The sequence below is a fragment of the Klenkia terrae genome (genome assembly GCF_900491935.1).
Lineage (GTDB): Bacteria > Actinomycetota > Actinomycetes > Mycobacteriales > Geodermatophilaceae > Klenkia > Klenkia terrae.
In genome coordinates, this window is record NZ_UEXK01000004.1 from 223383 (window position 1) to 248795 (window position 25413).

Consider the following 25413-nt stretch of genomic DNA (forward strand, 5'->3'; position numbering starts at 1 on the left):
CCGGCTCACCGCACGGCCGGCTCGGCGACGGCCGCCGGGGCCGGCAGGGCGGCCCCGGCGAGCACCAGCACCGCGGCGACGCCGAAGGCCGGGAGCACGCCGACCGGCAGCAGCGCCGAGGACAGCGGGGCGCCCACCGCCTGACCCAGCAGCAGGGCGACGAAGAACGCCGAGACGGCCGGGCCCGGGGTGCTCGAGACCCGGTCGGCCCAGGCGATGAGCACCGTCGTCCCCACCGTGGAGCCGAGCCCGAAGGCGGCGGCGGCCAGGAAGGGCACCGGGCCCACCGGCGGCAGCGCGAGGCCGACCACGCCGGCGGCGGTGAGCGCGAGCGCGGCGGTCCAGGCCGGGGCCACCCCGGCGCGCAGCCAGCGGGGGGCGAGCACCGCGGCGCCGGTCGCCCCCGCGCCCAGGGCCACCCACACCCACAGCGCGGTCGGCCCGGCCAGGCCGCCGGCCTGCAGCACCGACCGCCCGTGGGTCCAGACCGCGGCGCTGCCGGCCCCCAGCAGGGCGGCACCGGCCAGCGGGGCCACCCACCGGCGGCCGGCGTCGACCGGGACCGCCGGACCGGTCTCGGGTGTCCCGCGCGGGGCCAGCAGCAGCACCACGACCGTGACGACGGCGGTGGCCGCGCCGGCCATCCACCAGGCGGTCTGCCACCGGTCGCCCAGCAGCAGGGCCAGCAGGGCCGCCGCGACCAGGCCGGGTCCGGTGCCGGCGTTGACGACGGCCTGGGCCCGGTCCTGCTGCGGCCCGGGGACCGCCCGGCCGACCAGCACGACCAGGCCCGGGGACGCCGCACCCGCCCCGGCGCTCCCGAGCACCACGGCGACGGCGAACACCGCGGCCGACCCCGCCGTCCAGACGCCCAGGGCGCCCACCGCGGCGACCGCCCCGGCGCCGGCCACCACGGCCCGGGGCCACCGCTGGCAGCAGCCGAACGCGACCGCCGCCGCCAGGCAGTAGGCCACCGAGGTCGCGCCGGACACCACGCCGACCGCGCCGGTGGACAGCCCGAGGTCGCGCTGCACCTCGGGCACCGCCAACCCGAAGGCGTAGCGGACCAGGCCGTAGGTGCAGGCGACCAGGGCGGTGCCGGCGAGCACCAGGAGCACGGGGCGTAACGATCGTTTCATCGAAACGGACGTTACAGTGCTCCCGTGACCCCGCGATCCGGCGCCCGCGAGCGCCTGCTCGGTGCGGCCGAGACGCTCTTCGCCGACCAGGGCGTCGCGGCGACCCCGGTGGACCAGGTGCTGGCCCGTGCCGGGGTGGCCCCGGCGACGCTGTACGCGCACTTCGGCAGCAAGGCCGGGCTGCAGGCCGCGGTCCTGGACGCCCGGCTGGCCCGCTGGGACGCCGCCTGGGCCGCGGCGGTCGACGCCGCCCCCGACGACCGGGGCCGGCTGCTGGCGGTGTTCGACGCGCTGGACACCTTCGCCCGCGGCGGGGCGCCGTCCCGCTGGTGCACCTTCCTGGCCACCGCGGCCGACACCGAGCTGCTGCGGAGCAGGCTGACCGAGCTGGCCGGGCCGGTGGCCGGGGACGGCGCCGCGGAGCTCGCCGAGCACCTGCTCGTCGTGGTCAGCGGCACCCTGGCGATGCGGCTGCGCCCGGGGGCCGACTCCGCCGTCGCCCGCGGCCGCGCCACCGCCGAGGCCCTGGTGTCCAGCGTCTAGTCGACCTCGGTGGGGCGGCCGGCCTCGCCGCGCCAGGTGGCGAGCCGGCCGGCCCGGCTGACCGCCCGGAGCCGGCGCTCGGCCTCGGCGCGCGAGCCGCGGGCCGACACCAGCAGGGCCTGGTCACCCCGCATCAGCCGGGTCTCCGGTCCGGGCACGAACGGCTTGCCGTCCCGGACGACGAGGACGACGGCGGCGTCCTCGGGGAGCCGCAGCTCGGGCAGGTAGACCCCGTGCAGCCGGGACCCCGGCGGCACGGTCAGCTGCATCAGCTCGGCGCCCAGCTCGTCGAGCGGGGCGGACTCCACGTCGATGTCCCGCGGGGTGACCGGGGTGGCGATCCGCAGCAGCCGGGCGACGGCGGGCAGCGAACCGCCCTGCACCACGGTGAACACGACGACCAGCACGAAGACGATGTCGAACACCCGGGTGGCCCCCGGCACGGCCGCCGCGATCGGGAAGGTGGCCAGCACGATCGGCACCGCGCCGCGCAGGCCCGCCCAGGAGATGAACGCCTGCTGCGCCCACGGCACCCGGAACCAGGCCAGGCTGGCGACCACCGACAGCGGCCGGGCCACCAGCAGCAGCGCCAGGCCGACCAGCAGCGCCTCGGGCACCGCGGCCAGCAGCCGGCCGGGGCTGGCCAGCAGGCCCAGCAGCACGAAGAGCCCGATCTGGGCGAGGCTGGCCATGCCCTCGGCGAACCCGATGGTGCCGGCCCGGTGCGGCAGCGGGGCGTTGCCCAGCACCAGCCCGCACAGGTAGACCGCCACGAACCCCGAGGTGTGCACCAGGTCGGCCGCGGCGAAGGCCAGCACGCACAGCGCCAGGGTGGCCAGCGGGTAGAAGCCGGCCAGCGGCAGCGCGGCCCGCCGCAGCAGCCAGGCCCCGCCGAACCCGATGGCCACGCCGATGACAGACCCACCGGCCAGCTCGCCCAGGACCTCGACCAGGGTGATCCACCAGGCCGCGGTCTCCCCGCCGACCAGCCGCTCGCTGAGCACCAGCACGAGCAGGATGACCGGGGCGTCGTTGAGCCCGGACTCCATCTCCAGCGCGGCGGCCATCCGGCGCGGCAGTGGCAGCCGGCGCAGCGTGGCGAACACCGCGGCCGCGTCGGTGGAGCTGACCACCGCCCCCAGCAGCAGTGCGAAGGTCCAGGAGAAGTCCAGCAACCAGACGGCCACCGCCGCGGTGACCGCGATGGAGACCACCACGCCGACCGTGGCCAGGGTCAGCCCCGGCCCGACGGCCCGCCGGACGTCGGACCACCGGGTGGTCAGCCCGCCCTCGGCGAGGATCACCACCAGCGCGGCCACGCCGAGGGTCTGGGTCAGCTCGACGTCCTCGAACTGGACGCCGGCGCCGCTCTCGCCGAGCGCGACGCCGAGGGCCAGGTAGATCAGCAGCGCCGGCAGACCGAGCTTGTCCGACAGCCGCAGGGCCATGGCGGCGGTGAGCACGACGAGGGCCCCGACGGCGAGGCCGATGGTCACCGTCGTCGACATCTGCCCCCCGCCACGACCGCAGTCTCCCGCACCCGTGCGTCGGCCCGGTAACTCCGCTGGCGGGCCCTGGGATGATGGAGCACGTGAGCAGCCCCACCTCCCCGTTCCGCCCCCTCCCCGCCCAGGTGGACCTGCCGGCCCTCGAGCACGAGGTGCTCGACCGGTGGGCCGCCGAGAAGGTCTTCGCGCGGTCGCTGGAGGCCTCCGCGGGCCGGCCGCAGTGGACCTTCTACGAGGGCCCGCCCACCGCGAACGGTCGACCGGGCACCCACCACATCGAGGCCCGGGCGTTCAAGGACGTCTTCCCCCGGTTCAAGACCATGCAGGGCTACTCGGTGCCCCGCCGGGCCGGCTGGGACTGCCACGGCCTGCCGGTGGAGATCGCGGTGGAGAAGGAGCTGGGCTTCTCCGGCAAGCCCGACATCGAGGCCTACGGCATCGCCGAGTTCAACGCCCGCTGCCGGGAGTCCGTGGAGCGGCACGTCGCCGACTTCAGCGAGCTCACCGACCGGATGGGCTACTGGGTGGACATGTCCACCGCCTACTGGACGATGAACCCCGAGTACGTCGAGAGCGTCTGGTGGTCGCTGAAGACGATCTTCGACAAGGGGCTGCTGACCGAGGACCACCGGGTCGCCCCCTACTGCCCCCGCTGCGGCACCGGTCTGAGCGACCACGAGGTCGCCCAGGGGTACGAGACGGTGACCGACCCCTCGGTCTACGTCTCGCTGCCGATCACCAGCGGCGAGTGGGCCGGTAAGGCGGACCTGCTGATCTGGACGACGACGCCCTGGACGCTGCCGTCGAACACCGCTGTCGCGGTCAACCCCGACGTCACCTACCTCGTGGTGCGCGCCGACCACGCGGGCACCGAGCGCACCGTCGTCGTCGCCGAGCCGCTGGTGACCGCCGTCCTGGGGGCCGACGTGCCCTACGAGGTGCTGGCCACCACCACCGGCTGCGACTGGGAGCGGGTGCACTACCAGCGGCCCTTCTCCCTGGTCGAGTTCCCCGAGGGCGACGCCCACTACGTGCTGCTCGCCGACTACGTCACCACCGACAGCGGCACCGGGTTGGTCCACCAGTCCCCCGCCTTCGGCGCCGAGGACCTCGCGGTGTGCCGGTCCTACGGGCTGCCGGTCGTCGTCCCGGTGGACGCCACCGGGCACTTCGCCGCCGACGTCCCCCTGGTGGGCGGGCACTTCTTCAAGGCCGCCGACCCCACCCTGGTCCAGGACATGGCCGACCGCGGCGTGCTGTGGCGCGAGCAGCGCTACGAGCACCCGTACCCGCACTGCTGGCGCTGCCACACGCCGCTGATGTACTACGCCCAGCCGTCCTGGTACATCCGCACCAGCTCGGTGAAGGACCAGCTGCTGGAGCAGAACGAGGGCACCCGCTGGCACCCGGAGAACGTGCAGTGGGGCCGCTACGGCGACTGGCTGCACAACAACGTCGACTGGGCGCTGTCCCGCGACCGGTACTGGGGCACGCCGCTGCCGATCTGGCGCAACGAGCTGGACCCCGCGCACCTGGTCGCCGTCGGCTCGCTGGCCGAGCTGTCGGAGCTGACCGGGCGTGACCTGGCCGACCTGGACCCGCACCGGCCCTTCATCGACGACGTCACCTTCACCCTGCCCGGGGTCGAGGGTGAGTTCCGCCGGGTCCGCCAGGTCATCGACGCCTGGTATGACTCCGGCTCGATGCCCTTCGCGCAGTGGGGCGCCCCGCACCGCAACCAGGAGCAGTTCGAGGCCGCCTACCCGGCGCAGTTCATCTGCGAGGCCATCGACCAGACCCGCGGCTGGTTCTACACGCTGATGGCCGTGGGCACCCTGGTGTTCGGGAAGTCCTCCTACGAGGACGTGCTGTGCCTGGGCCACATCCTGGCCGAGGACGGCCGCAAGATGAGCAAGCACCTGGGCAACATCATCGAGCCCATCCCGCTCATGGACCGGCACGGCGCGGACGCCGTCCGCTGGTTCATGCTGGCCGGCGGCTCGCCGTGGCAGGCCCGCCGGGTCGGCCACGAGACGCTGTCCGAGGTGGTCCGCAAGGTCCTGCTGACCTACTGGAACACCGCGAGCTTCTTCACCCTCTACGCCTCGACCAACGGCTGGGACCCGGCCACCACCCCGGCTCCCCCGGCCGCCGAGCGGCCGCTGCTGGACCGCTGGGCGCTGGCGTCGCTGGCCACGGTCACCGACGGCGTCACCCAGGCACTGGAGGCCTTCGACACCCAGACCGCGGGCAAGCTGCTCGCCGGCTTCGTCGACGACCTGTCCAACTGGTACGTCCGGCGCTCGCGCCGGCGCTTCTGGGACGGCGACGCGGCCGCGCTGGGCACCCTGCACGAGGTGCTCGACGGGCTGACCCGGCTGATGGCCCCGTTCACCCCGTTCGTCACCGAGCGGGTCTGGTCGGAGGTGGTGGCCCCCGGGCTGCCGGACGCGCCGGACTCCGTGCACCTGTCCTCGTGGCCGCAGGTCGACGAGGCCGCCCGCGACGACGAGCTGGTCGCCCAGATGGAGGTCGTCCGTCGACTGGTGGAGCTGGGCCGCTCGGCCCGCACGGCGTCCAAGGTGCGCACCCGGCAGCCGCTGGCCCGGGCGCTGGTCGCCGCGCCGGGCTGGGCCGACCTGCCCCGGGACCTGGTCGCCGAGGTGGCCGAGGAGCTCAACGTGGCCGAGCTGGCCCCGGTCGCCGAGGCCGGGGGCGACCTGGTCGACGTGGGTGTGAAGGTCGACTTCCGGGCCGTGGGACGGCGGATGGGCAAGCAGGTGCAGGCGGTCGCGCAGGCCGTCGCCGCCCGGGACGCCGCCGGGCTGGTCGCCGACTACCGGGCCGGCACGGCGTCGGTGACCGTGGACGGCGCCGACGTCCCGCTGGTCGAGGGTGACCTGGTGGTCACCGAGACCCCGCGCGAGGGCTGGACCGTGGCCTCGGGCGGCGGGCTGACCGTGGCGCTGGACCTGACCATGACCCCGGAGCTGGAGCGGGCCGGGCTGGTCCGCGAGGTGGTCCGGCTGGTGCAGGACGCCCGCAAGGCCGCCGGCTTCGAGGTCAGCGACCGGATCCAGCTGTGGTGGACCGCCGACGGCCAGCTGGCCCAGGCGCTCACCGAGGCCGGCGACGCCCTGGCCGCCGAGGTGCTGGCGACCACCGTGCACGCGGGCACGGCCGGCGACGGCACCGGCGTCGAGGGCCCGGCCGGCGGCCGCGTCTGGGTCGCCCTCGCTTGACGCCCACCCCGAAGCCCTCGATGGCAGGGCGCCGGGCCGGGCCGGTCGGTGCCGAGATCAGGCCTTGGCGGCGGCGCGGCGGCGGCGCTCGGCGTCGGCGAGGTGCCGGTCCGGGCGGCAGATGCCGCAGGCGGTGAAGCCGTCCTCGCGGGCCTCGCTCAGCGGGAGCGGGAACTCCTCCTCGCCGGCGGTCTGGCTGCAGCCGGCCAGGTGGTAGCGCGGGTGCTCGTCGACGACGACGACCTCGTCGGTGAGGTCCAGGATCATCAGCAGGTCGGTGACCTCGACGTCCTCCTCGACCGGCTCGCCGTCCTCGCCCAGGGCCGCCACGGCCCGGGGCGTGTGCGACCCGGTCGACGGCCCCGCCACCGCGGGCGGTGCCACCGCCTCCGGGACCGGTGCGCTGGTCTCGGCCGGCTCGGGGGTCTGCGGAGGCACGTCGGGCTCGGGCTCGGGCTCGGGCACCTGTACGGGGATGACGGCTGTCTCGAGCTTCGCGGGCTCGACGGCCGTCTCGGACTCCGCGGGCTCGACGGCCTTCACAGGCGCGGGAGGCTCTGCAGCGGGCTCCGCAGCCTTCACGGGCTCCGCAGCCTTCACGGGCGCAGCGGCCTCCACTGCCCCCGGGGTGGCCTTCGTGGCCCCCACCAACGCCGTGGCGGGCTCAGCGGCCTTCGTGCTGGCCGGGGCCTCGGTATCGGTGGACCGGGCGCGGGCGGCACGGTTGCGGCGGACGGAGCTCAGCACCAGGGCGACGGCGGCCAGCGCGCTGACGCCGATCGAGCCCCAGAGCATGGTCGTCTCGCCGTTGCCGAGGCCGCCGACGAGCAGGGCCCCGGCGACGAGGATCAGGAGGCCGGCCAACGCGATCACGGCCGGATCGTAACGGGGACCGCACAAGCCGGGCACCACACGACGGAGCCCCCGCAGACCTGGTGGTCTGCGGGGGCTCCGTCGTACGGCGCGCTGGGTCAGGCGCCGGCGTGCTGGTTCTGCCGGGCGTTCGAGGCGGGCTCGGCCGAACCGCGGCTGTCCAGGTCGCGCAGGTGCGACTCGAGGTAGGACCGCAGGCGGGTGCGGTACTCGCGCTCGAAGGTCCGCAGCTCCTCGATCTTGCGCTCCAGGCTGCTGCGCTTCTCCTCCAGCGAGCCCATGACCTCGACGTGCTTGCGCTCGGCCTCCTGGTCGAGGGCCGTGGCCTTCGCCCGGGCCTCGCGCTCCATCGTGTCGGCGCGGGTGCGGGCGTCGCCCAGCATCGCGTCGGACCGCTGCTTGGCCTCGGCGAGCTGCTGCTCGCTCTTGGCGCGGGCGTCGGCCAGCATCCGGTCGCTGTTGGTCTTCGCGCTGCCGACCAGCTGGTCGGCCTGCTGCTTGGCCTCGTTGACGTACCGGTCGGCGGTCTCGGTCGCCAGGGTCAGCATCCGGGAGGCGCGCACGCCGTCGTCCTCGCGGGGCTGCTGCACCGGCGGCGGGGGCGGAGTGGCGGCGACGGGCTCGGCCGGCCGCTCCTCGGCGCGGGCAGAGCCGCCACCGTTGCTGCGGAGCTCGTTGTTCTCCTCGATCAGGCGAGCGAGCTCGGCCTCGACCACGTCGAGGAAGGCGTCGACCTCGTCCTCGTCGTAGCCACGCTTGCCGATCGGCGGCTTCTTGAAGACGACGTTGTGCACGTCGGCGGGCGTGAGTGGCATCGGGGTCACCTCGGGTCGGACGGGAGGAACAGGGCGCAGTCTCCACGGGCGGCACGTGGCCGCGACCGCAGGACCGGTCCTAGGACAGAACTGGTCACACGGACGCAGCCAGTGAATCGACGATGCCGCGCAGGATGAACACGGCGATCAGGAGCACCATAAACCCGAGGTCCAACCTGATGCTGCCCAGGTTCAACGGCGGGATGACCTTCCGGACCGCCTTCAGCGGCGGATCGGTGGCTGCGTAGACGACCTCCAGGCCCGCGGCGACGGCACCCGAGGGGCGCCAGCTGCGGGCCAGGACCATCACCCAGTCCACCACGAAGCGGGCGAACAGCAGGATCAGGAAGACGAGCAGGACCGATGACACGATCTGCAGGAGAAGGGACACGGTCCTCGCTCGTTCGGGGCTGGGCGGACGGGTGCCCGCCGGCAGCCGATGGGGTCAGGACTGGCTGACGAACCCGCCCTCGCGGATCCGGGCCTTGTCCTCGGCGGTCACGGCGGTGCCGGCCGGGGAGAGCAGGAACACCTTGGCCGTGACCCGCTCGATACTACCGTGCAGGCCGAAGGACAGTCCGGCGGCGAAGTCGACGAGCCGCTTGGCGTCCGCGTCGTCCATCTCGGCCAGGTTCATGAGCACCGCGTCGCCCTCGCGGAAGCGCTCGCCGATGGTGCGCGCCTCGTTGTAGGTCTGCGGGTTCAGCGTGGTGATCCGGTAGCCCTTGGGGGCCGGTGCCGGCGGGGTGACCACGGGCGCGGGCACCGGAGCCGGCTCGGGGGCCTGCAGGGCCGCCGCGGTGGCCCCCACGGGGCCGGAGGTGGCGGTGCCGCCCGACAGCGCGGAGCTGCCGGCCAGGGCCGACCCGCCGGAGCGGGAGGCACCGGTCAGCCGCGGGCCGACCGTCGCCGGTGCGGCGAGGTCGAGCCGGCGCGGGCCGGTCCGCCGGGGCAGTGCGGGCTCGGCGACCGGCGGGGTGGCCAGCACCTCGGCCGGCAGCTCCTCCGAGGGGTACTCCGCCGACGGGTAGGTCGTGTCGTACCGGTCGTCGTACCGGCTGTCGTGCTCGTACCGGTCCCGGTCGGTGGCGCGCCGGTCGGCACGCCGCTCGGGGCGGTCGTCGTAGTCGGACTGTCGCGCGTCGTACCGCCCGTAGGCGGCCCGGGTGTCGTCGTCCTCGACGAGTCCGAGGTAGATGCCCATCTTGCGCATGGCGCCGGCCATCGAAGGGCCCCTCTCTGCTGGTCGTCATCCGTGACTGGTGGGACCCGTGTGACGGTGGTGCCTGGTGTGTCCTACGGTCCTGATCCGGAGGCTAGGGCGCGGTCGCCGAACAGTGCGGTTCCGACACGCACCAGCGTGGCGCCCGCGGCCACGGCTGCCTCCAGGTCGGCCGACATGCCCGCCGACAGCTCCGCGGCCCCCGGGTGGTCGCTGCGCACCCGGGCCGCCAGGGCGGCCAGCCGCTCGAAGGCCGGGCCCGGGGCGCCCTCGCGCGGGGCCACGGCCATCAACCCGCGCAGCCGCAGCGACGGGTGGCCAGCCACCTCGTCGGCGAGCTCGGCGGCGTGCTCCGGTGCCACCCCGCCCCGGGCGGCGGTCCGCCCCTCGGGCCCGCCCAGGTCCACCTGGACGAACACCTCGGTGACCAGCTCGGCCCGCTCGGCCACCCCGGCCAACCGCTCGACCAGGGAGACCCGGTCCACCGACTGCACCACCGCGCCGACGCCGACCACCGCGGTGGCCTTGTTGCGCTGCAGCTGGCCGACCAGGTGCCAGCGCAGGTCCAAGTGGGCCAGCTCCTCGGCCTTGGCGACGAGGTCCTGCACCTTGTTCTCGGCGAACTCCCGCTGCCCGAGCTCGGCCAGGGCCACCACGTCGGCGACCGGCCAGGTCTTGCTCACGGCCAGCAGCGCGACCTCGGCGGGGTCCCGCCCGGCCGAGCGGGCCGCGGCGTCGACCCGGGCCCGGACGGCGGCCAGGGCGCCGGCGGGGTCCTTCACGCCTCGAGCCAGACGACGCCCGCCTGCCGGCCGGTGACGCCGTCGCGGCGGTGGGAGAACAGCCGGCGGTCCTCGACGGTGCACCGCGGGTCCTGCACGACCTGGCCGACACCGCCCGCGCGGAGGACCTGGGTGAGCCCGGCGCGCAGGTCCAGCGCCGGGGTCCCGGTGCGGGAGGTGACCGCGGCGTCCTTCGCGACCCGGGCCACCTGCACCTGCATCGCCCGGGGCACCTCGTAGTCGGCGCCGCACACGGCCGGGCCGAGCAGCGCCTGCACGTCACCCGGTCGCGAGCCGAGCCGGGCCATCGCGGCCAGCGCGGCGGGCACCACGCCCTGCCGCACGCCCTCGCGGCCGGCGTGCACCGCGGCGACGACGCCGGCGACCGGGTCGGCCAGCAGCACCGGCACGCAGTCGGCGACCAGCACGCAGAGCACCAGCCCGGGGGTCGCGGTGACCAGGGCGTCGGCCTGCGGCGGCGGGCCGGTCTGCGGCCCGTCGACGACCACCACGTCGGTGCCGTGCACCTGGTCCATCCAGACCAGGGCGGCCGGGTCGACGCGCAGCTCCCGGGCCAGCCGCGCCCGGTTGGCCGCGACGTCGTCGGGGTCGTCCCCGACGTGGCCGCCGAGGTTGAAGGCGTCGTACGGGGACGACGAACGGCCGCCCCGCCGATCGGTGACCACCCGCCGGGGGCGGGGGGACCGGGTCGGCGGGGCGGCCGGGCCGCGACCTGCTGGAACGGCCTCGGTGCAGGGTCCCGCGCCGAGCCTGCGAGGTGTGGGGGGCACCGAGGTCCTTCTCCTTACTGGGACCGCAGGAACTCGGGGATGTCGAGCTCCTCCTCGAAGTCGTCCGAGGACAGCGGACGACGGGCACCCTGGCCCTGCACCGGCGGCAGCGGCGGGACGGTGATCCCACCACCCTGCTGGGGNNGCGGGGAGAGGGGTGTGTGTGATTGTCGAGGAAAAGAGGGAAGCGGAGGTCCTCGCGGGTGTCGGGGGCTGGGAGAGGTGTAGAAAAGGGAGGGGTCCGGGGGGCGGGCTGGGACTGCTGCACCAGGCGCTCGCCGGTCTGGCGCGGAGCCATCGGGGCGGGCTGGACCGGCCGCTGCTGCGGCTGGGCAGGTGCGGTGGCCACCGGGGGCGCCGCGGCGGGCTGGGCGTCCTTGCGGGCCGCGCCGCTGGGCTTGCCGTTGTCGAACCCGGCCGCGATGACCGTCACCCGGACCTCGTCACCCAGGGCGTCGTCGATGACGGCGCCGAAGATGATGTTGGCGTCGGCGTGGGCGGCGTCGGAGACCAGCGAGGCGGCCTCGTTGATCTCGAACAGACCCAGGTCCGAGCCGCCGGAGATCGACAGCAGGACGCCGTGGGCGCCCTCCATCGAGGCCTCCAGCAGCGGCGAGGCGATCGCCTGCTCGGCGGCCAGCAGCGCGCGGTTGTCCCCGCGGGCGCTGCCGATGCCCATCAGCGCCGAGCCCGCCCCGGACATGACCGACTTGACGTCGGCGAAGTCCAGGTTGATCAGGCCGGGCGTGGTGATCAGGTCGGTGATGCCCTGCACACCGGACAGCAGCACCTGGTCGGCGGTGCGGAAGGCGTCCATGACGGACACGTTCCGGTCGCCGAGCTGCAGCAGCCGGTCGTTCGGGATCACGATCAGCGTGTCGCACTCGTTGCGCAGCTCGTCGATGCCCGACTCGGCCTGCACGGCCCGCCGCTTGCCCTCGAAGGAGAACGGACGGGTGACCACGCCGATGGTCAGCGCCCCGAGCTTGCGGGCGATGGACGCCACGACGGGCGCGCCGCCGGTGCCGGTGCCACCACCCTCGCCGGCGGTCACGAAGACCATGTCGGCGCCCTTGAGCACCTCTTCGATCTCCTCGCGGTGGTCCTCGGCGGCCTGCCGGCCCACGTCGGGCTGGGCGCCGGCGCCCAGGCCGCGGGTGAGCTCGCGGCCGACGTCGAGCTTGACGTCGGCATCGCTCATCAGCAACGCCTGCGCGTCGGTGTTGATCGCGATGAACTCGACCCCCTTGAGGCCGACCTCGATCATGCGGTTGACCGCGTTCACCCCGCCGCCGCCGATGCCGACGACCTTGATGACCGCGAGGTAGTTGTGCGGAGGTGTCATGCTGCGCTCCCCAACTGGACCCTCATCCTCAGGTTAAGCCTTATAGTTATGTCAACTAGGGCGATGGGAGCGACGCTAGGTGGGCAGGTTGCCCGACGCCAGCACCCCCGGCGAGCACGGCGTGTCGGTCCCCCGCAGCCCGTCCGTCCCCGGCGACCCGTGCGTCACACCGGTCTCACGCCTCGTGACGACCCGCGCCGTCGACGTCTCATCCTGGGGTGGAGACCGGGCCCGGGCAGATTTTGCTCACCCGTCGCGGCCCGGGCGTGTCGCGCTAGCTCCGCGGCTGCCGGCCCATGAGGAAGAACTCCGGGTTCGGCGGGATCGCCGCCCAGTGCGCCAACCGGTTGGACAGCGCGAAGAAGCTCACGATCGCGCCGACGTCCCAGACGTCGTCCTCGGTGAGGCCGTGCCCGCGCAGGGCGTCCAGGTCGGCCGCGGTGACCTCGGCCGGCGCGACGGCCAGCCGGACGGCGACGTCGAGGACGGCGTGCATCCGCGGGTCCAGCGGTGCCTTGCGCCGGTCGACGGCGACCTGGTCGGCCAGGTAGGGGTCGCGGGACCGGATCCGGGCGATCGCCCCGTGCGCCACCACGCAGTACAGGCAGTCGTTGGCCGCGCTGGTGGCCACCACGACGACCTCGCGGTCGGCCTTGGACAGCCCGGGGGTCTCCTTGTCCATCAGTGCGTCGTGCATCGCGAAGAACGCCCGGGCCTCGTCGGGCCGGTGGGACAGGGCGGCGAAGACGTTGGGCAGGAACCCGGACTTCTCCTCGACGCCGTCGAACCGCTCGCGCAGGTCGGCGGGCAGGTCGGCGCGGGCGGGCACGGGGAACCGGGAGATCGGTGCGCTCATGGGCCCCACCCTGCACCGCTCAGCGCAGCACGACCTCCTCGGGCGAGCTCACGTCGATCTGGGTGGCCGGGTCGAGGGTGCCGGCGGCCAGCTGGTCGAGGACGGCGGCCAGCACCTGCCCCTTGCGGGCCGCGTCGGCCGCGCTCCCCCACAGCACGCTGGTCCCGTCGGTCAGCGTCAGGGTCACGTCGTCGGCGCCGGTGGCCACCACCTCGGTGACCTGCGGCAGCACCGCGGCCGGCAGCGACACGATCGCCGCCAGCGCCGCCCGGGTCGCCCGGTCGTCGGGCCCGGGGTCGGCGACCTGCAGCGGCACCACCCCGGCCGGGGCGTCCCCGGTGATGGTGTCGAAGAGGGTGCCGCCGGCGTCGACCAGGGACCGGGTGCCGGCGGTGGAGACCACCGCGACCGGCACCCGCTCGCGCAGGGTCACCACCACCCGGTCCGGCCAGCCCCGGGTGACCTCGGCGTCGGCCACCTGGGGCAGCGCCGCCACCCGGGCCGCGGCGGCCTCGGTGTCGACCCGGACCAGCGGGGTGCCCGGGGCCACCCCGGCGGCCTCCCGGACCTCGTCGGCGGACAGCGTGGTCGCGCCGTCCACCTGCACGGTGCGCACGGCCAGCAGCGGGCTGGCCAGCACCACCCAGGCCAGGACGGCGACCAGGACGGCGACCGTGCCCGCGATCAGCAGCCGGCGGCGGCGCGGGCCCAGCGGGGGCCGGCGCGGCCGGATCCGGGTGACTCCCCCACCGGGTCGCCCGGCAGCACCCCGGCACGGACCGCGGTGGCGGTCCCGGGTGGTGCTGCCCGTCCGCGGCACGACCTACCGCACCCCGTCCGCGCGCTCGGCCAGGGCGGCCAGGATCTCCGGACCGACCATGACGACGTCCCCGGCACCCATGGTGAGCAGCAGGTCCCCGGACCGGGCGCGCTCGGCCATCACCCCGGCCGCGGCCGACCAGGACGGCTCGAAGCGCACCTGCCCGGCCGGCAGCGGGACGGCGTCGGCGACCAGGGCACCGGTCACGCCGGGCACCGGGTCCTCGCGGGCGCCGTAGACGTCCATCACCACGACCTCGTCGGCCAGGCCGAGGGCCCGCCCGAAGCCGGTGGCGAACTCGCTGGTGCGGCTGTAGAGGTGCGGCTGGAAGAGCACCACCAGCCGACCGTCGCCGACCACCGCGCGGGCGGCCCGCAGCTGCGCGTCGACCTCCGTGGGGTGGTGGGCGTAGTCGTCGTAGACCCGCACGCCGGCCGCGACTCCCTTGAGCTCGAACCGCCGGTGCACCCCGCCGAACCGGGCCAGACCGGCGAGCAGGCCGCTGGCCGGGAAGCCCAGCTCGAGCCCGGCCAGGAGGGCCGCGGCGCTGTTGAGCGCCATGTGCGCGCCGGGCAGCCGCAGGGTCACCCGGCCCAGCTCGACGCCGTTGTGCACCGCCGTCCAGCTGGTGCCCTCGGGCCCCACCACGAGGTCGCGCAGCTGCAGGTCGACCCCGTCGGCGAACCCGTAGGTGACCACCCGGGCGCCGCCGGTGGGCACCTCGCGCAGCCGGGCCGAGCCCGGGTCGTCGGCGCACAGCACCACGAACCCGGCCGGGTCGACGGTGGTGACGAACCGGTCGAAGGCGGCCTCCACCGCGGCCAGGTCGCCGTAGTTGTCCAGGTGGTCGGCCTCGACGTTGGTCACGATTCCGGCGTAGGGCGCCAGCAGGAGGAACGACCGGTCGCTCTCGTCGGCCTCGGCGACGAAGACGTCCCCGGTGCCGGCGTGCGCGTTGGAGCCGGACTCGTTGAGGTCCCCGCCGATGGCGAAGGACGGGTCGGCCCCGCACGCCTGCACGGCGACGGTGAGCATCGAGGTGGTGGAGGTCTTGCCGTGCGTGCCGGCGACGGCGACGCTGCGCCGGCCGGCCATCACGGCCGCCAGCGCGACCGCCCGGGGCAGCACCCGCAGCCCGCGCTCGCGCGCCGCGGCCAGCTCCGGGTTGTCCGGCCGGATGGCGGTGGAGACGACCACGGTGGCCGCGTCGCCCAGGTGCGCGGCGTCGTGGCCGACCTCGGTGCGGGCGCCGAGCGCGGCCAGCGCCAGCAGGGTGGGCGTGCTGCGCCGGTCGCTGCCGGACACCGCGACGCCGCGGGCCAGCAGGATGCGGGCGATGCCGCTCATCCCGGCCCCGCCGATGCCGATGAAGTGCACCGCGCCCAGCTCGTCGAGGGCGGGGATCGGGTCGGTCCAGGCGGCGACGTCGGCGGCGCTCATGCCCGCACCACCGAGAGGGTCAGGTCGGCCAGCTCCTCGTCGGCGTCGGGCACGCCGGCGGCCGCGGCGTGCCGGGACAGCTCGGACAGGCGGGCGGGGTCGGTGAGCACGGGCACCAGCGTGGACCCGATCCAGGCCGGGGACAGCTCGGCGTCGTCCACCAGCAGCCCGCCGCCGGCCTCGACGACCGGCAACGCGTTGCGGCGCTGCTCGCCGTTGCCGATCGGCAGCGGCACGAACGCGGCGGGCAGGCCCACCGCCGACAGCTCGGCCACGCTCACCGCGCCCGACCGGCACAGCGCCAGGTCGGCGGCGGCGTAGGCGAGGTCCATCCGCTCCAGGTAGTCCACCACCACGTAGGGCACCTCCCCGGCGGGCACGGCCACCTCGGTGTTCTTGGGGCCGCGGGCGTGCAGCACCTGGATCCCGGCCGCCCGGAGCTCTGCGGCGGCACCGGTGGCGGCGGTGTTCAGCGAGCGGGCGCCCTGGGAGCCGCCGAAGACCAGCAGGGTGGGCCGGTCGGCGTCCAGGCCGAAGTGCTCCCGGGCCTCCGCCCGCAGCGCCGCGCGGTCCAGGCCGGTGATCGCCGGGCGCAGCGGCATGCCCGTGTGCACCGCACCGCGCAGCGGGGTGCCCGGGGTGGTGACGGCGACCGCGGCGGCCAGCCGGGCCCCCACCCGGTTGGCCAGCCCGGGGAGCGGGTTCTGCTCGTGCACGACCACCGGGATGCCCGACCGGCGGGCGGCCAGGTAGGCCGGCAGCGCCACGTAGCCGCCGAAGCCGACGACGACGTCGGCCTCCAGCTCGGCCAGCAGCGCCCGGGTCTCGGCCACCGCCCGGGGCATGGAGACCCGGCTGGTTCCCGCCCGCGGGGTGCCGCCGGGGGCGGTGGTGCGCCGGACGAGGGCGTCGGCGAGGGCCAGCATGGGCTCGATGTGCCCGCCGGTTCCCCCGCCGGCCAGCACGACGCTGACCGGCCGGGTGCGGACGGGGGGCTGGCTCTTATACCCATCTGGCGCCGCCGGCGCGTCCGCNTGGTGCGGAGAGCACGGGGTCAGTCTCACAGGGTCGGTGCTCAGCGCGGACGGCGCGGCCGGTCCCGGGGCACCCGGGGCGGCTCGCCGGCACCGGCGCCGACCCGCTGACCGACCCGCTGACCGGCCCGTTCGGGCAGGCGCTCGCGGGGCGCCGGCCGGGCAGCGCGGTCGGGGCGGGCGGCGCGCTCGGCACGGGCATCGCGGTCGGGACGGGCGGTGCGGTCGGGACGGGCGGCGCGTGCTGCCCGGCCCGGGTCGTCCTCGCGGACCCGGGCGACGGTGCGCCCGGTCGGCCGACGGCCGCCACGGCCCTCGACCGGCGGCGGGGTGCTGCGCCGACCCAGGGTGGGCAGCGGGGCGACGGCGTGCTCGGGCACCGGGACCAGCCAGCGGCCCAGCCGGCCGAGCCGGCCGACCGGGTGCGACCGGCGGTGCGCCCGCAGGTGCTCGATCGCGTCGGGCTCGGCCCGGGCGAACCGGACGAGGAGCCCGACGATGAACAGCGTCAGCACCAGCGAGGTGCCCCCGGCGGAGATCAGCGGGAGCGTCACACCGGTCACCGGGAGCAGGCCGACCACGTAGCCCATGTTGATCAGCGCCTGGCCGATCAGCCAGACGGTGATGGCGGTGCTGGCGAGCTGGATGAAGCGGTCGGTGGAGGTGCGGGCGATCCGGAAGCCGGCGTAGGCCAGCACGCCGTACAGCGTGATCACCACCAGGCAGCCGAGGAAGCCCAGCTCCTCGCCGATGATGGCGAAGATGTAGTCGCTCTCGGCGTGCGGCAGCAGGTTCCACTTCATCCGGCTGTTGCCCAGCCCGACGCCCCAGAACCCGCCGGTGGCCAGCGCGTAGAGACCCTTGATCGCCTGGAAGCCGCCGTTCTCCGCGTCGGCGAACGGGTCCAGGAAGGAGAACAGGCGGGCCGCGCGGTAGGACGCCGACAGCGCGGTGATCGCGATCCCGACGACGGCGAGCAGCCCGAGCCCGGCGATCCAGCGGCCGGGCAGGCCACCGGTCCACAGCAGGCCGGCCACGACGAGGCCCAGGCCGACGGTCGCGCCCATGTCGGGCTCGGCCAGCAGCAGCGCGGCGAAGACCACGAACGCCGGGACGACGGGGACCAGCAGCGACTTGGTGGTCAGCCACCGCTCGCGGACGGCGATGATGTGCGCGCCCCACAGCGCGAAGGCCAGCTTGGCGAACTCCGAGGGCTGGAAGTCGGCCACGCCCAGGTTGATCCACTGCCGCGCGCCGTTGAGCTCCTTGCCGATCCCGGGGACCAGCACCGCCAGCAGCAGGACGGCGGCCACCAGCAGGGCGACGCCGGACCACCGGCGCAGGTGCCCGACCGGCATCCGCACGGCGACCAGGGCCAGCAGCAGCCCGAGGACGGCGAACGTCAGCTGCCGGACGCCGGGCAGCCAAGCGGGCTGGTCGTCCAGCGCGGCCTCGACGCTGGAGGCCGAGAACACCATGACCAGCCCGATGGCCAGCAGCAGCCCGGCCGAGCCGAGCACGAGGTAGGTGCTGGTCATGGGCCCGTCGAGCCAGGCGGGGGCCCGGAACACCGGCTCGCGGGGGACCCGCGCGCCGCGCTGGGCGCCGCGGGAGGCCCGCGGTGCCGTCGCGGTGGTGGCGGTGCCCCTCGTGGCGCCCGTCGTGGTTCGGTCCGTGCCGGTCGTGGTGGCGGCCATGCCGGTACCCCCGTCAGTGCAGGGCGCGCACCGCGTCGGTGAAGGCGCGGCCGCGGTGCCCGTAGTCGGTGAACACGTCCATGGACGCGGCGGCCGGTGCCAGCAGGACGGTGTCGCCGGGACGGGCCAGCTCGGCAGCCGCGTGCACCACCTGGACCATCACCGCCTCAGCCGTCCCGCTCGTCACACCAGCCACACCGACATCGTCGCCGCTGGGGACGACGATCCGTGGGACCGCGGGGGCGTGTCGCGCCAGCGACCTGGCCAGCACCTCCCGGTCGCGGCCCAGCAGCACGACGCCGGCCAGCCGCGGGGCCACCGCGGCGACCAGCGGGTCGACGTCGGCGCCCTTGAGCAGCCCGCCGGCGATCCAGACCACCCGGGGGTAGGCGGCCAGCGACGCAGCCGCGGCGTGCGGGTTGGTCGCCTTGGAGTCGTCGACGTAGTCCACGCCGTCCACCGCGCCCACCAGCACGTTGCGGTGCGCGCCGCCGCGGAAGCCGGCCAGCCCGGTGCCGATGTCGGCCGCCGACACCCCGGCGACCCGGGCGAGCGCCGCGGCGACCAGGGCGTTGACCACGTTGTGCGGGCCGGCCACCTGCAGCCGGTCGGCGGCCAGCAGCACCTCGCCGGCCGGGTCGTCGGCGAAGGCGCGGTCCACCAGCACCCCGGCCCGCACGCCCAGCTGACCGGCGGCCGGCTCCCCCGCGGTCACGGTGACCGGGTGCCGGTGCGTCGCGACCAGCGAGGAGGCGACCGGGTCGCCGGCGTCGGCCACCGCGACCGGGGCCCGCTCGAGCACCTTGGCCTTGGCGTCCCGGTAGGCCTGCGGGCTGCCGTGCCAGTCGACGTGGTCGTCGGCGACGTTGAGCACCGCCGCCGCGGCCGGGGCCAGCGAGCTGGACCAGTGCAGCTGGAACGACGACAGCTCGACCGCGACCGCGTCGAAGGCCGGGGCGCCGTCGTCGTCCAGGGCGGTGACCACCTCGACCAGCGGGCGGCCGACGTTGCCCGCCGCCACCGCCCGTCGGCCCCCGGCCAGCAGCAGCGCCTCGAGCATGGTGACCGTGGTGGTCTTGCCGTTGGTGCCGGTGACGGCGTACCAGGGCGCGGGCTCGCCGCCGGCCAGCGGCAGCCGGAGCCGCCAGGCCAGCTCGGGCTCGCCGACCACCTCGACGCCGGCCGCGGCGGCCGACACCAGCAGCGGGGAGTCCGGGCGCCAGCCCGGGGAGGTGACGACCAGGTCGACGTCGTCCGGGCAGCGGTCGGTGGCACCCAGCCAGGTGGCGCCGGCGGCCTCGAGCTCGGCCCGGACGGCGGGGGTGCCGGCGTCGGCCAGCAGCACGGTGTCCCCGCGGGCCAGCAGCACCCGGGCGGCGGCGGCGCCGGAGACGCCGAGCCCGCAAACCAGGACCCGACCCAGCGGGCCGGTCACAGGCCGGTGAGGGAGAGCCAGTCGGCGTAGAAGGCGCCGATGCCGAAGGCGACGGCCATGCCCGTCACCAGCCAGAACCGCACGATCACGGTGTTCTCGGCCCACCCGGCCAGCTCGAAGTGGTGGTGCAGCGGTGCCATCCGGAAGACCCGCCGTCGGGTGGCCTTGAAGAACGCGATCTGGATGGCCACCGAGAGGGTGACGGCCACGAAGAGACCGCCGAGCACGACCAGCAGCAGCTCGGTGCGGGTGACCACGGCGATGCCGGCCATCAGCCCGCCCAGGGCCAGCGAACCGGTGTCGCCCATGAAGATCCGGGCCGGCGAGGTGTTCCACCACAGGAAGCCCAGGCAGGCGCCCATCGCGGCGGCGGCGACCAGCGTGACGTCCAGCGGGTCGCGGACGGTGTAGCAGCCCTCCACGGCGGCGGTGCTGCAGTCGTGGCCGAACTGCCAGAAGGAGATGACGACGTAGGCGCCGAACACCATGGCCGAGCAGCCCGCGGCCAGGCCGTCCAGGCCGTCGGTCAGGTTGACCGCGTTGGAGAACCCGGCGATGAACACCAGCGCGAAGAGCACGAACGCCGCAGACGGCAGCGCCAGCGGGGCGATCTCCCGGACGAAGGAGATGCTGGTCGAGGCCACCGGGGCGCGGCCGCCGATCTCGATGATCGCCAGGATCGCGAAGCTGAGCCCCACCACCGTCTGGCCGACCAGCTTGGCCGTGGAGTTCAGGCCCAGGCTGCGCCGGTGCCGGATCTTGAGGTAGTCGTCCAGGAAGCCGACCACGCCCAGCCCGACCAGCAGGAACAGCAGCAGCAGTCCGGTCGAGGTGACCCCGCGCCCGGGCTGCCCGAGCAGGAACAGGTGGGCCACCAGGTAGCCGATCACCGTGGCCAGCACGATGACCGTGCCGCCCATCGTGGGCGTGCCCTTCTTCGACAGGTGGCTCTCGGGACCGTCGTCCCGGATCTCCTGGCCGAAGCCCTGCCGGCGGAAGGTCTTGATGGCCACCGGGGTGAGCAGGATCGATACGATCAGCCCGACGGCGGCGGCGATGAGGACGGACTTCACGGCTGAGTTCTCCCGGTGGTGACCCCGTCGGCGATCAGGTCGGCGGCCAGCAGCTCCAGGCCGTAGGCGCGGGATGCCTTCACCAGGACGACGTCGCCCGGGACCAGCACCTCCGCGAGCAGCCGGCGGGCGGCGGCCCGGTCCGGCACGTGCAGCGAGCCCTCCCGCGCCGCGGCGATCGCCGCGGCGTCGGGGCCGACGGCGACGACCAGGTCGACGGCGTCCGCGGCGGCCGCGCCCAGCCGCCGGTGCTCCTCGTCGGCGCCGGCGCCCAGCTCGCCCATCGCGCCGAGGACGGCGACCCGGCGGGTGCCCGTCATGCCGCGGACCGCCGCCAGGGCGGCCCGCATCGACTCGGGGTTGGCGTTGTAGGCGTCGTTGACCACCACCACGCCGTCGGGGCGGGTGGTGACCTCCATCCGCCAGCGGCTCTGCGGCACCGCGGCCGACAGCCCGGCCGCGACCTGCTCCAGGTCGAGCCCGGCGGCCAGCGCGGCCCCGGCGGCGGACAGCGCGTTGGCCACCTGGTGGGCGCCCACGACCTGCAGCGCGACCGGCCGGGCGGCGCCGCCGGCGTGCAGGGTGAAGCGGGCCCGGGCGGCGTCGTCCAGCTCGACGTCGGTGGCCCGGACGTCGGCGTCCGGGCCGGTGCCGGTCAGCAGGACCCGGGCACCGGTGCGGTCGGCCATCGCGGCGACCCGCGGGTCGTCGGCGTTGAGCACGGCCGTGCCGGTGGCCGCCTCGGCCAGCTCGCCCTTGGCCGCGGCGATCGCGTCGGCGCTGCCGAACTCGCCCAGGTGGGCCGAGCCGACGTTGAGCACGACGCCGATCGCGGGCCGGGCCACCGCGCAGAGCCGGGCGATGTGCCCCGGGCCGCGGGCGCCCATCTCCAGCACCAGGTACCGGGTGCCCGGCTGGGCGGTGAGCACGGTGAGCGGCAGGCCGATGTCGTTGTTGAACGAGCCGGGCGGGCTGACCGTGGCCCCGACCCGGCCGAGCACCTGGCCCAGCAGGTCCTTGGTTGAGGTCTTGCCCGAGGAACCGGTGATGCCGATCGTCGTCAGCTCGGGCAGCCGGGCGTGCACGGCGTGCGCCAGCCGGCCCAGCGCGACGACCGGGTCCTCGACGACCACGACCACGGCGCCCTCCTGGGGCCGGGTGCCCAGCGCGCCGACCGCGCCGGCGGCCACGGCCGCGGCGACGAAGTCGTGGCCGTCCACCCGCTCCCCCGGCAGCGCCACGTACAGGTCGCCGGCCGCGACGGTGCGGGAGTCGACGGTCACCTTCCCGGTCACCGTGCCCACCGCCGTCGGGTCCGCGCCGGTGAGCACGCCGCCCACCGCCTCGGCGACCTCGTGCAGGCCCAGTGCGATCACGCCCGTGCCCCCAGTGCTCGTCGGAGTTCCAGCCGGTCGTCGAAGGCGCTGACCACCCCGGCGACCTCCTGGCCGCTCTCGTGGCCCTTGCCGGCCAGCAGCAGGGTGTCACCCGCGCGCGCGGCGCCCACCGCCGCCTCGATCGCGGCCCGCCGGTCGCCCACCTCGCGCACCTCGCACGCGGTGTCCGCCGGCACCCCGGCCAGCATCGCGGCCCGGATGGTCGCGGGGTCCTCCGAGCGGGGGTTGTCGTCGGTGACCACCAGCAGGTCACTGCCGGCCGCGGCGGCGGCACCCATGGCCGGGCGCTTGCCGGGGTCCCGGTCACCGCCGCAGCCGAGCACCGTGATCAGCCGGCCCGGGGTGCTGCCCCGGAGCGCGGCGAGCGCGGTGGCCACCGCGTCGGGGGTGTGCGCGTAGTCCACGACGGCCACGAAGGGCTGGTCGGCGTCCACGGGCTCCATGCGGCCGGGGACGACGGTGCCGGCGATGCCGGTCAGCGCGTCGGCCACCGGCACCCCGACCGCGTCGAGCAGGGCGACGGCGAGGACGGCGTTGGCCACGTTGAACCCGCCGGGCAGGCGGAGCCGCGCGGCGTGCCGGCCGCCGGACGGGGTGTGCAGCGTGAACGCCGAGCCGCCGTCCTCGGTGGTGGTGACGTCGGTGGCCCGCCAGTGCGCCTCGCTCCCCCGGCCCGAGACCGTCACGGTGCCCGGGTGGACGAGGCGGCGGGCGTGCGCGTCGTCGACGTCGACCACCTCCACGGCGGCCCGGCCGTCGAAGAGCATCGCCTTGGCCGCGAAGTAGCTCTCCTCGTCGCCGTGGAAGTCCAGGTGGTCGCGGGAGAAGTTGGTGAAGCCGGCCGCGGCGAAGCGCACACCGCCGACCCGGCCGAGCACCAGGGCGTGGCTGGAGACCTCCATGACCACCGCGGAGACCCCGGCGTCGCGCATGCCGGCCAGCAGCGCGTGCAGGTCGGGGGCCTCGGGGGTGGTGCGCACGCTGGACAGCTCGGTGAGCACGGGCTCGCCGTCCGGGCCGGTGCCGCGGGTGCGGATCTGCACGGTGCCGATCAGCCCGCTGGTCCGGCCGGCGGCGGCCAGCCCGGCCTCGACCAGGTAGGCGGTGGTCGTCTTGCCGTTGGTGCCGGTGATGCCGATGACCGCCAGGTCGTCGGCCGGTCGGCCGTGCACCCGGGCCGCGACCTCGCCGAGCACCGCCCGCGGGTCGGCCACGACGCAGACCGGCAGGGCCTGGTCGGTCACCTGGGCCGCGCCCTCGGGGTCGGTGAGGACGGCGACCGCGCCGGCGGCCAGCGCCTGCGGCAGGAACCGGATGCCGTGCGCCTTCGCGCCGGGCAGCGCGGCGAACAGCGACCCCGGGCGCACCCGGTCCGAGGCCAGGCTCACCGCGACCAGCTCGGTGGCGGCATCGCCCTGGACGGGCACGCCGACGAGGTCGGCCAGCTCGGACAGCGCGGTGCTCACGGGATCCCAATCTAGCGGCGGGGCACGCCGGGTCCGGGCATCGACCCGGTGATCAGCGCAGGTGATCAGTTCGTCGGCCGGTCAGTTCGTCGGCGCGGTCCCGGTCAGCTGGAAGTCCGGGCGGGCGGTGCCCGAGGGCACCACGCCGTCGGCGGTGAGCACGTAGCGCATGACGTCGGCGAACACCGGCGCGGCGACCTGGCCGCCCTCGGCGTCGCTGGAGGGACGCTCCAGGTCGACGGCGACGACGTACTGCGGGGCGTCGGCCGGGGCGAACCCGACGAAGGTGGTGAAGTAGCCGCCGCCGTCGTAGCAGCCGCACTCGGGGTTGGCCCGCTGCGCGGTGCCGGTCTTGCCGGCGACGCGGAACCCGTCCACCTCGCCCAGCGGGGCGGTGCCGCCGGGGCCGACCACGGCCTCGAGCATGTAGGCCATCTGCTGGGCGGTGGACTCGCTGACCACCCGGGTGCCCTCGGGCTGCTGCTCGGAGGTCACGGTGCCGTCGGGGGCGGTGACCGCGGAGACGATCCGCGGCGGGATCCGGACGCCGCCGTTGGCGATGGTCTGGTAGACCGACGCCATCTGCAGCGCGGTCACCGAGACGCCCTGGCCGATCGGTACGTTGGCCGCCCGGGACGCCGTCCAGTCGGCGGAGTCCTGCAGGATGCCGGCGCTCTCGCCGGGCAGCTCGATCCCGGTCGTGGAGCCCAGGCCGAAGGCCCGCATGTACTCCTCGAGCCGCTCGTCCCCGACCTCGCGGGCCAGCATGATCGTGCCGACGTTGCTGGACTTGGCCAGGATGCCGGTGACCGTCCAGTCGACCGGGGCGTGGTCGTGGGCGTCGGTGACGACGACGTCCCCGGCCTGGATGTGCCCCGGGACGGTGAGCACGGTGTCGGGGGTGGCGTAGCCCTCCTCGATGGCCGCCGAGAGGGTGACCGCCTTCATCACCGAGCCGGGCTCGAAGACGTCGGAGACCGCGGGCAGGCCGAGCAGCTCGGGGTCGGTGCTGCCGGCCTGCGCCGGGTCGTAGCCCGGGCAGGTGGCCATGGCGACGACCTCGCCGGTGCGCACGTCCAGGACGACGGCGGACCCCTGGGTGGTGGCGCCGTCGGCGCAGGCCTGGTCCAGCCGCTGCTGCACCGTGTACTGCAGGTCCTCGTCGATGGTCAGCGAGACCGACGAGCCGTCCTCGGCGGGGGTGGACTCGTCGATGCCGGCGGGGATGGGGACGCCGCCGGCGCCCACCTCGACCCGGCGCTGGCCGTTGGTGCCGGCCAGCACGTCGTCGTAGCGCTGCTCGATGCCGGCCAGGCCGTCGCCGTCCCGGCCGACGAAGCCCACGACCTGCCCGCCGACGGTGCCGGCGGGGTAGAGCCGCACCGGGTCGTCCTCGAGCACGATGCCGGGCAGCGCCAGGTCGGTGATCCGGTCGCTGGTGGCGGTGTCGACGTCCTCGGCGAGCACGGAGTACCGGCCGTCGGCGGTGAGGTCCTCGGTCAGCTGGGAGGTGGGGACGCCGAGCAGGGTGGTCAGCGCGAGCGCCGTCCGCTCCGGGTCCTCGACGATGGTCGGGTCGGCGACGACCTTGCTGGCCTCGACGGTGTAGGCCAGCGGGTTGCCGTCCCGGTCGAGGATCGCGCCGCGGATGGCGGCGATGTCGAACACCCGCATCCGGTCGGTCTCGGCGGCCTGGGCGTAGGCGCTGCCGTCGATGCCCTGCAGGACCACGAGCTTGGTCACCACGGCGACCAGCAGCACGACCAGGATGCCCAGACCGGCCTTGTTCCGGCGGGTGCGCACGGCGGGCGAGAGCCCACGGGTGCGCCGGGTGCCGGGCTCGCGCCGCGGGCGGAGGGCGTCGTGCGAGCCCGGACGGCGGGGGGTGCCGGTCCGGACCGGGCGCCGGCTCGGGTCGGGTCGTCGGTCCACGGT

Annotated in this window: 20 protein-coding genes and 1 pseudogene; 2 read left to right on the forward strand and 19 right to left on the reverse strand. The window is 75.5% G+C overall.

All coding sequences use genetic code 11. The features are described from left to right. Positions 1–5: 5 nt before the first annotated feature. The gene (locus LFA75_RS01295; RefSeq protein ID WP_225231970.1) at positions 6–1139 is read right to left on the reverse strand and encodes an MFS transporter; all 1134 of its coding nucleotides are present in this window, start codon (positions 1137–1139) and stop codon (positions 6–8) included. 24 nt (positions 1140–1163) lie between these two features. Here LFA75_RS01295 and LFA75_RS01300 point away from each other — a divergent pair, with 24 nt between their 5' ends. Beyond that, positions 1164–1682, forward strand: coding sequence for a TetR/AcrR family transcriptional regulator (locus tag LFA75_RS01300; RefSeq protein WP_225231971.1), 519 nt, complete (start codon positions 1164–1166; stop codon positions 1680–1682). On the opposite strand, the gene LFA75_RS01305 is transcribed toward LFA75_RS01300, so the two are convergent. Then, a complete protein-coding gene (locus tag LFA75_RS01305) occupies positions 1679–3178 on the reverse strand; it encodes a potassium/proton antiporter (RefSeq protein WP_225231972.1) in 1500 nt (499 codons plus the stop codon). The genes LFA75_RS01300 and LFA75_RS01305 overlap by 4 nt on opposite strands. Before the next feature lie 86 nt (positions 3179–3264). Between LFA75_RS01305 and ileS the strand changes: the two genes are divergently transcribed. Next, positions 3265–6432 (forward strand): isoleucine--tRNA ligase, encoded by a 3168-nt coding sequence (gene ileS / locus LFA75_RS01310; RefSeq protein WP_225235985.1) that lies wholly within the window; start codon positions 3265–3267, stop codon positions 6430–6432. A 57-nt stretch (positions 6433–6489) separates the two neighbouring features. Here ileS and LFA75_RS01315 read toward each other — a convergent pair whose 3' ends face one another. From LFA75_RS01315 to LFA75_RS01395, 17 genes and pseudogenes are all read right to left on the reverse strand, one after another. After that, positions 6490–7305 carry a hypothetical protein gene (locus LFA75_RS01315; protein WP_225231973.1) on the reverse strand — a complete coding sequence of 272 codons (816 nt, stop codon included), beginning with the start codon at positions 7303–7305 and terminating at the stop codon, positions 6490–6492. Positions 7306–7403: 98 nt separating this feature from the next. Then, on the reverse strand, positions 7404–8120 hold the full coding sequence (locus LFA75_RS01320) for a DivIVA domain-containing protein (protein WP_225231974.1): 717 nt from the start codon (positions 8118–8120) through the stop codon (positions 7404–7406). A 94-nt stretch (positions 8121–8214) separates the two neighbouring features. Continuing rightward, positions 8215–8490, reverse strand: a complete 276-nt coding sequence (locus LFA75_RS01325; RefSeq protein WP_225231975.1) for a YggT family protein — start codon at positions 8488–8490, stop codon at positions 8215–8217. A 75-nt stretch (positions 8491–8565) separates the two neighbouring features. After that, positions 8566–9345 carry a cell division protein SepF gene (locus LFA75_RS23965; RefSeq protein WP_225231976.1) on the reverse strand — a complete coding sequence of 260 codons (780 nt, stop codon included), beginning with the start codon at positions 9343–9345 and terminating at the stop codon, positions 8566–8568. Between the two features lie 71 nt (positions 9346–9416). Then, the gene (locus LFA75_RS01335; protein WP_225231977.1) at positions 9417–10124 is read right to left on the reverse strand and encodes a YggS family pyridoxal phosphate-dependent enzyme; all 708 of its coding nucleotides are present in this window, start codon (positions 10122–10124) and stop codon (positions 9417–9419) included. Beyond that, positions 10121–10810, reverse strand: a complete 690-nt coding sequence (pgeF, locus tag LFA75_RS01340) for a peptidoglycan editing factor PgeF (RefSeq protein ID WP_225231978.1) — start codon at positions 10808–10810, stop codon at positions 10121–10123. The genes LFA75_RS01335 and pgeF overlap by 4 nt, the downstream gene beginning before the upstream one ends. A 544-nt stretch (positions 10811–11354) precedes the next feature. Then, a pseudogene (gene ftsZ, locus LFA75_RS01345) lies at positions 11355–12260 on the reverse strand (cell division protein FtsZ); the annotation flags it as partial. Between the two features lie 274 nt (positions 12261–12534). Further along, a complete protein-coding gene (locus tag LFA75_RS01350) occupies positions 12535–13116 on the reverse strand; it encodes a peroxidase-related enzyme (RefSeq protein WP_225231979.1) in 582 nt (193 codons plus the stop codon). 19 nt (positions 13117–13135) lie between these two features. Next, a complete protein-coding gene (locus tag LFA75_RS01355; protein ID WP_225231980.1) occupies positions 13136–13936 on the reverse strand; it encodes a cell division protein FtsQ/DivIB in 801 nt (266 codons plus the stop codon). A 3-nt stretch (positions 13937–13939) separates the two neighbouring features. After that, positions 13940–15376, reverse strand: a complete 1437-nt coding sequence (murC, locus tag LFA75_RS01360) for a UDP-N-acetylmuramate--L-alanine ligase (RefSeq protein WP_225231981.1) — start codon at positions 15374–15376, stop codon at positions 13940–13942. Further along, positions 15373–16302, reverse strand: a complete 930-nt coding sequence (locus LFA75_RS01365) for a UDP-N-acetylglucosamine--N-acetylmuramyl-(pentapeptide) pyrophosphoryl-undecaprenol N-acetylglucosamine transferase (protein WP_455428469.1) — start codon at positions 16300–16302, stop codon at positions 15373–15375. The genes murC and LFA75_RS01365 overlap by 4 nt, the downstream gene beginning before the upstream one ends. 149 nt (positions 16303–16451) lie before the next feature. Further along, a complete protein-coding gene (ftsW, locus tag LFA75_RS01370) occupies positions 16452–18107 on the reverse strand; it encodes a putative lipid II flippase FtsW (protein WP_225231983.1) in 1656 nt (551 codons plus the stop codon). A gap of 13 nt (positions 18108–18120) precedes the next feature. Continuing rightward, the gene (gene murD / locus LFA75_RS01375) at positions 18121–19542 is read right to left on the reverse strand and encodes a UDP-N-acetylmuramoyl-L-alanine--D-glutamate ligase (protein WP_225231984.1); all 1422 of its coding nucleotides are present in this window, start codon (positions 19540–19542) and stop codon (positions 18121–18123) included. Next, a complete protein-coding gene (mraY, locus tag LFA75_RS01380) occupies positions 19539–20615 on the reverse strand; it encodes a phospho-N-acetylmuramoyl-pentapeptide-transferase (protein WP_225231985.1) in 1077 nt (358 codons plus the stop codon). Before mraY ends, murD begins: the two co-directional genes overlap by 4 nt. Further along, the gene (locus tag LFA75_RS01385) at positions 20612–21991 is read right to left on the reverse strand and encodes a UDP-N-acetylmuramoyl-tripeptide--D-alanyl-D-alanine ligase (protein ID WP_225231986.1); all 1380 of its coding nucleotides are present in this window, start codon (positions 21989–21991) and stop codon (positions 20612–20614) included. Before LFA75_RS01385 ends, mraY begins: the two co-directional genes overlap by 4 nt. Continuing rightward, positions 21988–23478 carry a UDP-N-acetylmuramoyl-L-alanyl-D-glutamate--2,6-diaminopimelate ligase gene (locus LFA75_RS01390; RefSeq protein WP_225231987.1) on the reverse strand — a complete coding sequence of 497 codons (1491 nt, stop codon included), beginning with the start codon at positions 23476–23478 and terminating at the stop codon, positions 21988–21990. The genes LFA75_RS01385 and LFA75_RS01390 overlap by 4 nt, the downstream gene beginning before the upstream one ends. 81 nt (positions 23479–23559) lie before the next feature. Continuing rightward, positions 23560–25413 (reverse strand): peptidoglycan D,D-transpeptidase FtsI family protein (locus tag LFA75_RS01395; protein WP_318249951.1); only part of this gene is annotated, 1854 nt, incomplete at its 5' end.

What these genes read in the sequence shown, in the direction of transcription:
- LFA75_RS01295 (WP_225231970.1), bottom strand. Translation starts at nt 1,139, where the DNA reads ATGAAACGATCGTTACGCCCCGTGCTCCTGGTGCTCGCCGGCACCGCC.
- LFA75_RS23965 (WP_225231976.1), bottom strand. Translation starts at nt 9,345, where the DNA reads ATGGCCGGCGCCATGCGCAAGATGGGCATCTACCTCGGACTCGTCGAG.
- ftsW (WP_225231983.1), bottom strand. Translation starts at nt 18,107, where the DNA reads ATGGCCGCCACCACGACCGGCACGGACCGAACCACGACGGGCGCCACG.
- LFA75_RS01365 (WP_455428469.1), bottom strand. Translation starts at nt 16,302, where the DNA reads ATGCTGGCCCTCGCCGACGCCCTCGTCCGGCGCACCACCGCCCCCGGC.
- murC (WP_225231981.1), bottom strand. Translation starts at nt 15,376, where the DNA reads ATGAGCGCCGCCGACGTCGCCGCCTGGACCGACCCGATCCCCGCCCTC.
- LFA75_RS01350 (WP_225231979.1), bottom strand. Translation starts at nt 13,116, where the DNA reads ATGAGCGCACCGATCTCCCGGTTCCCCGTGCCCGCCCGCGCCGACCTG.
- ileS (WP_225235985.1), top strand. Translation starts at nt 3,265, where the DNA reads ATGGAGCACGTGAGCAGCCCCACCTCCCCGTTCCGCCCCCTCCCCGCC.
- LFA75_RS01320 (WP_225231974.1), bottom strand. Translation starts at nt 8,120, where the DNA reads ATGCCACTCACGCCCGCCGACGTGCACAACGTCGTCTTCAAGAAGCCG.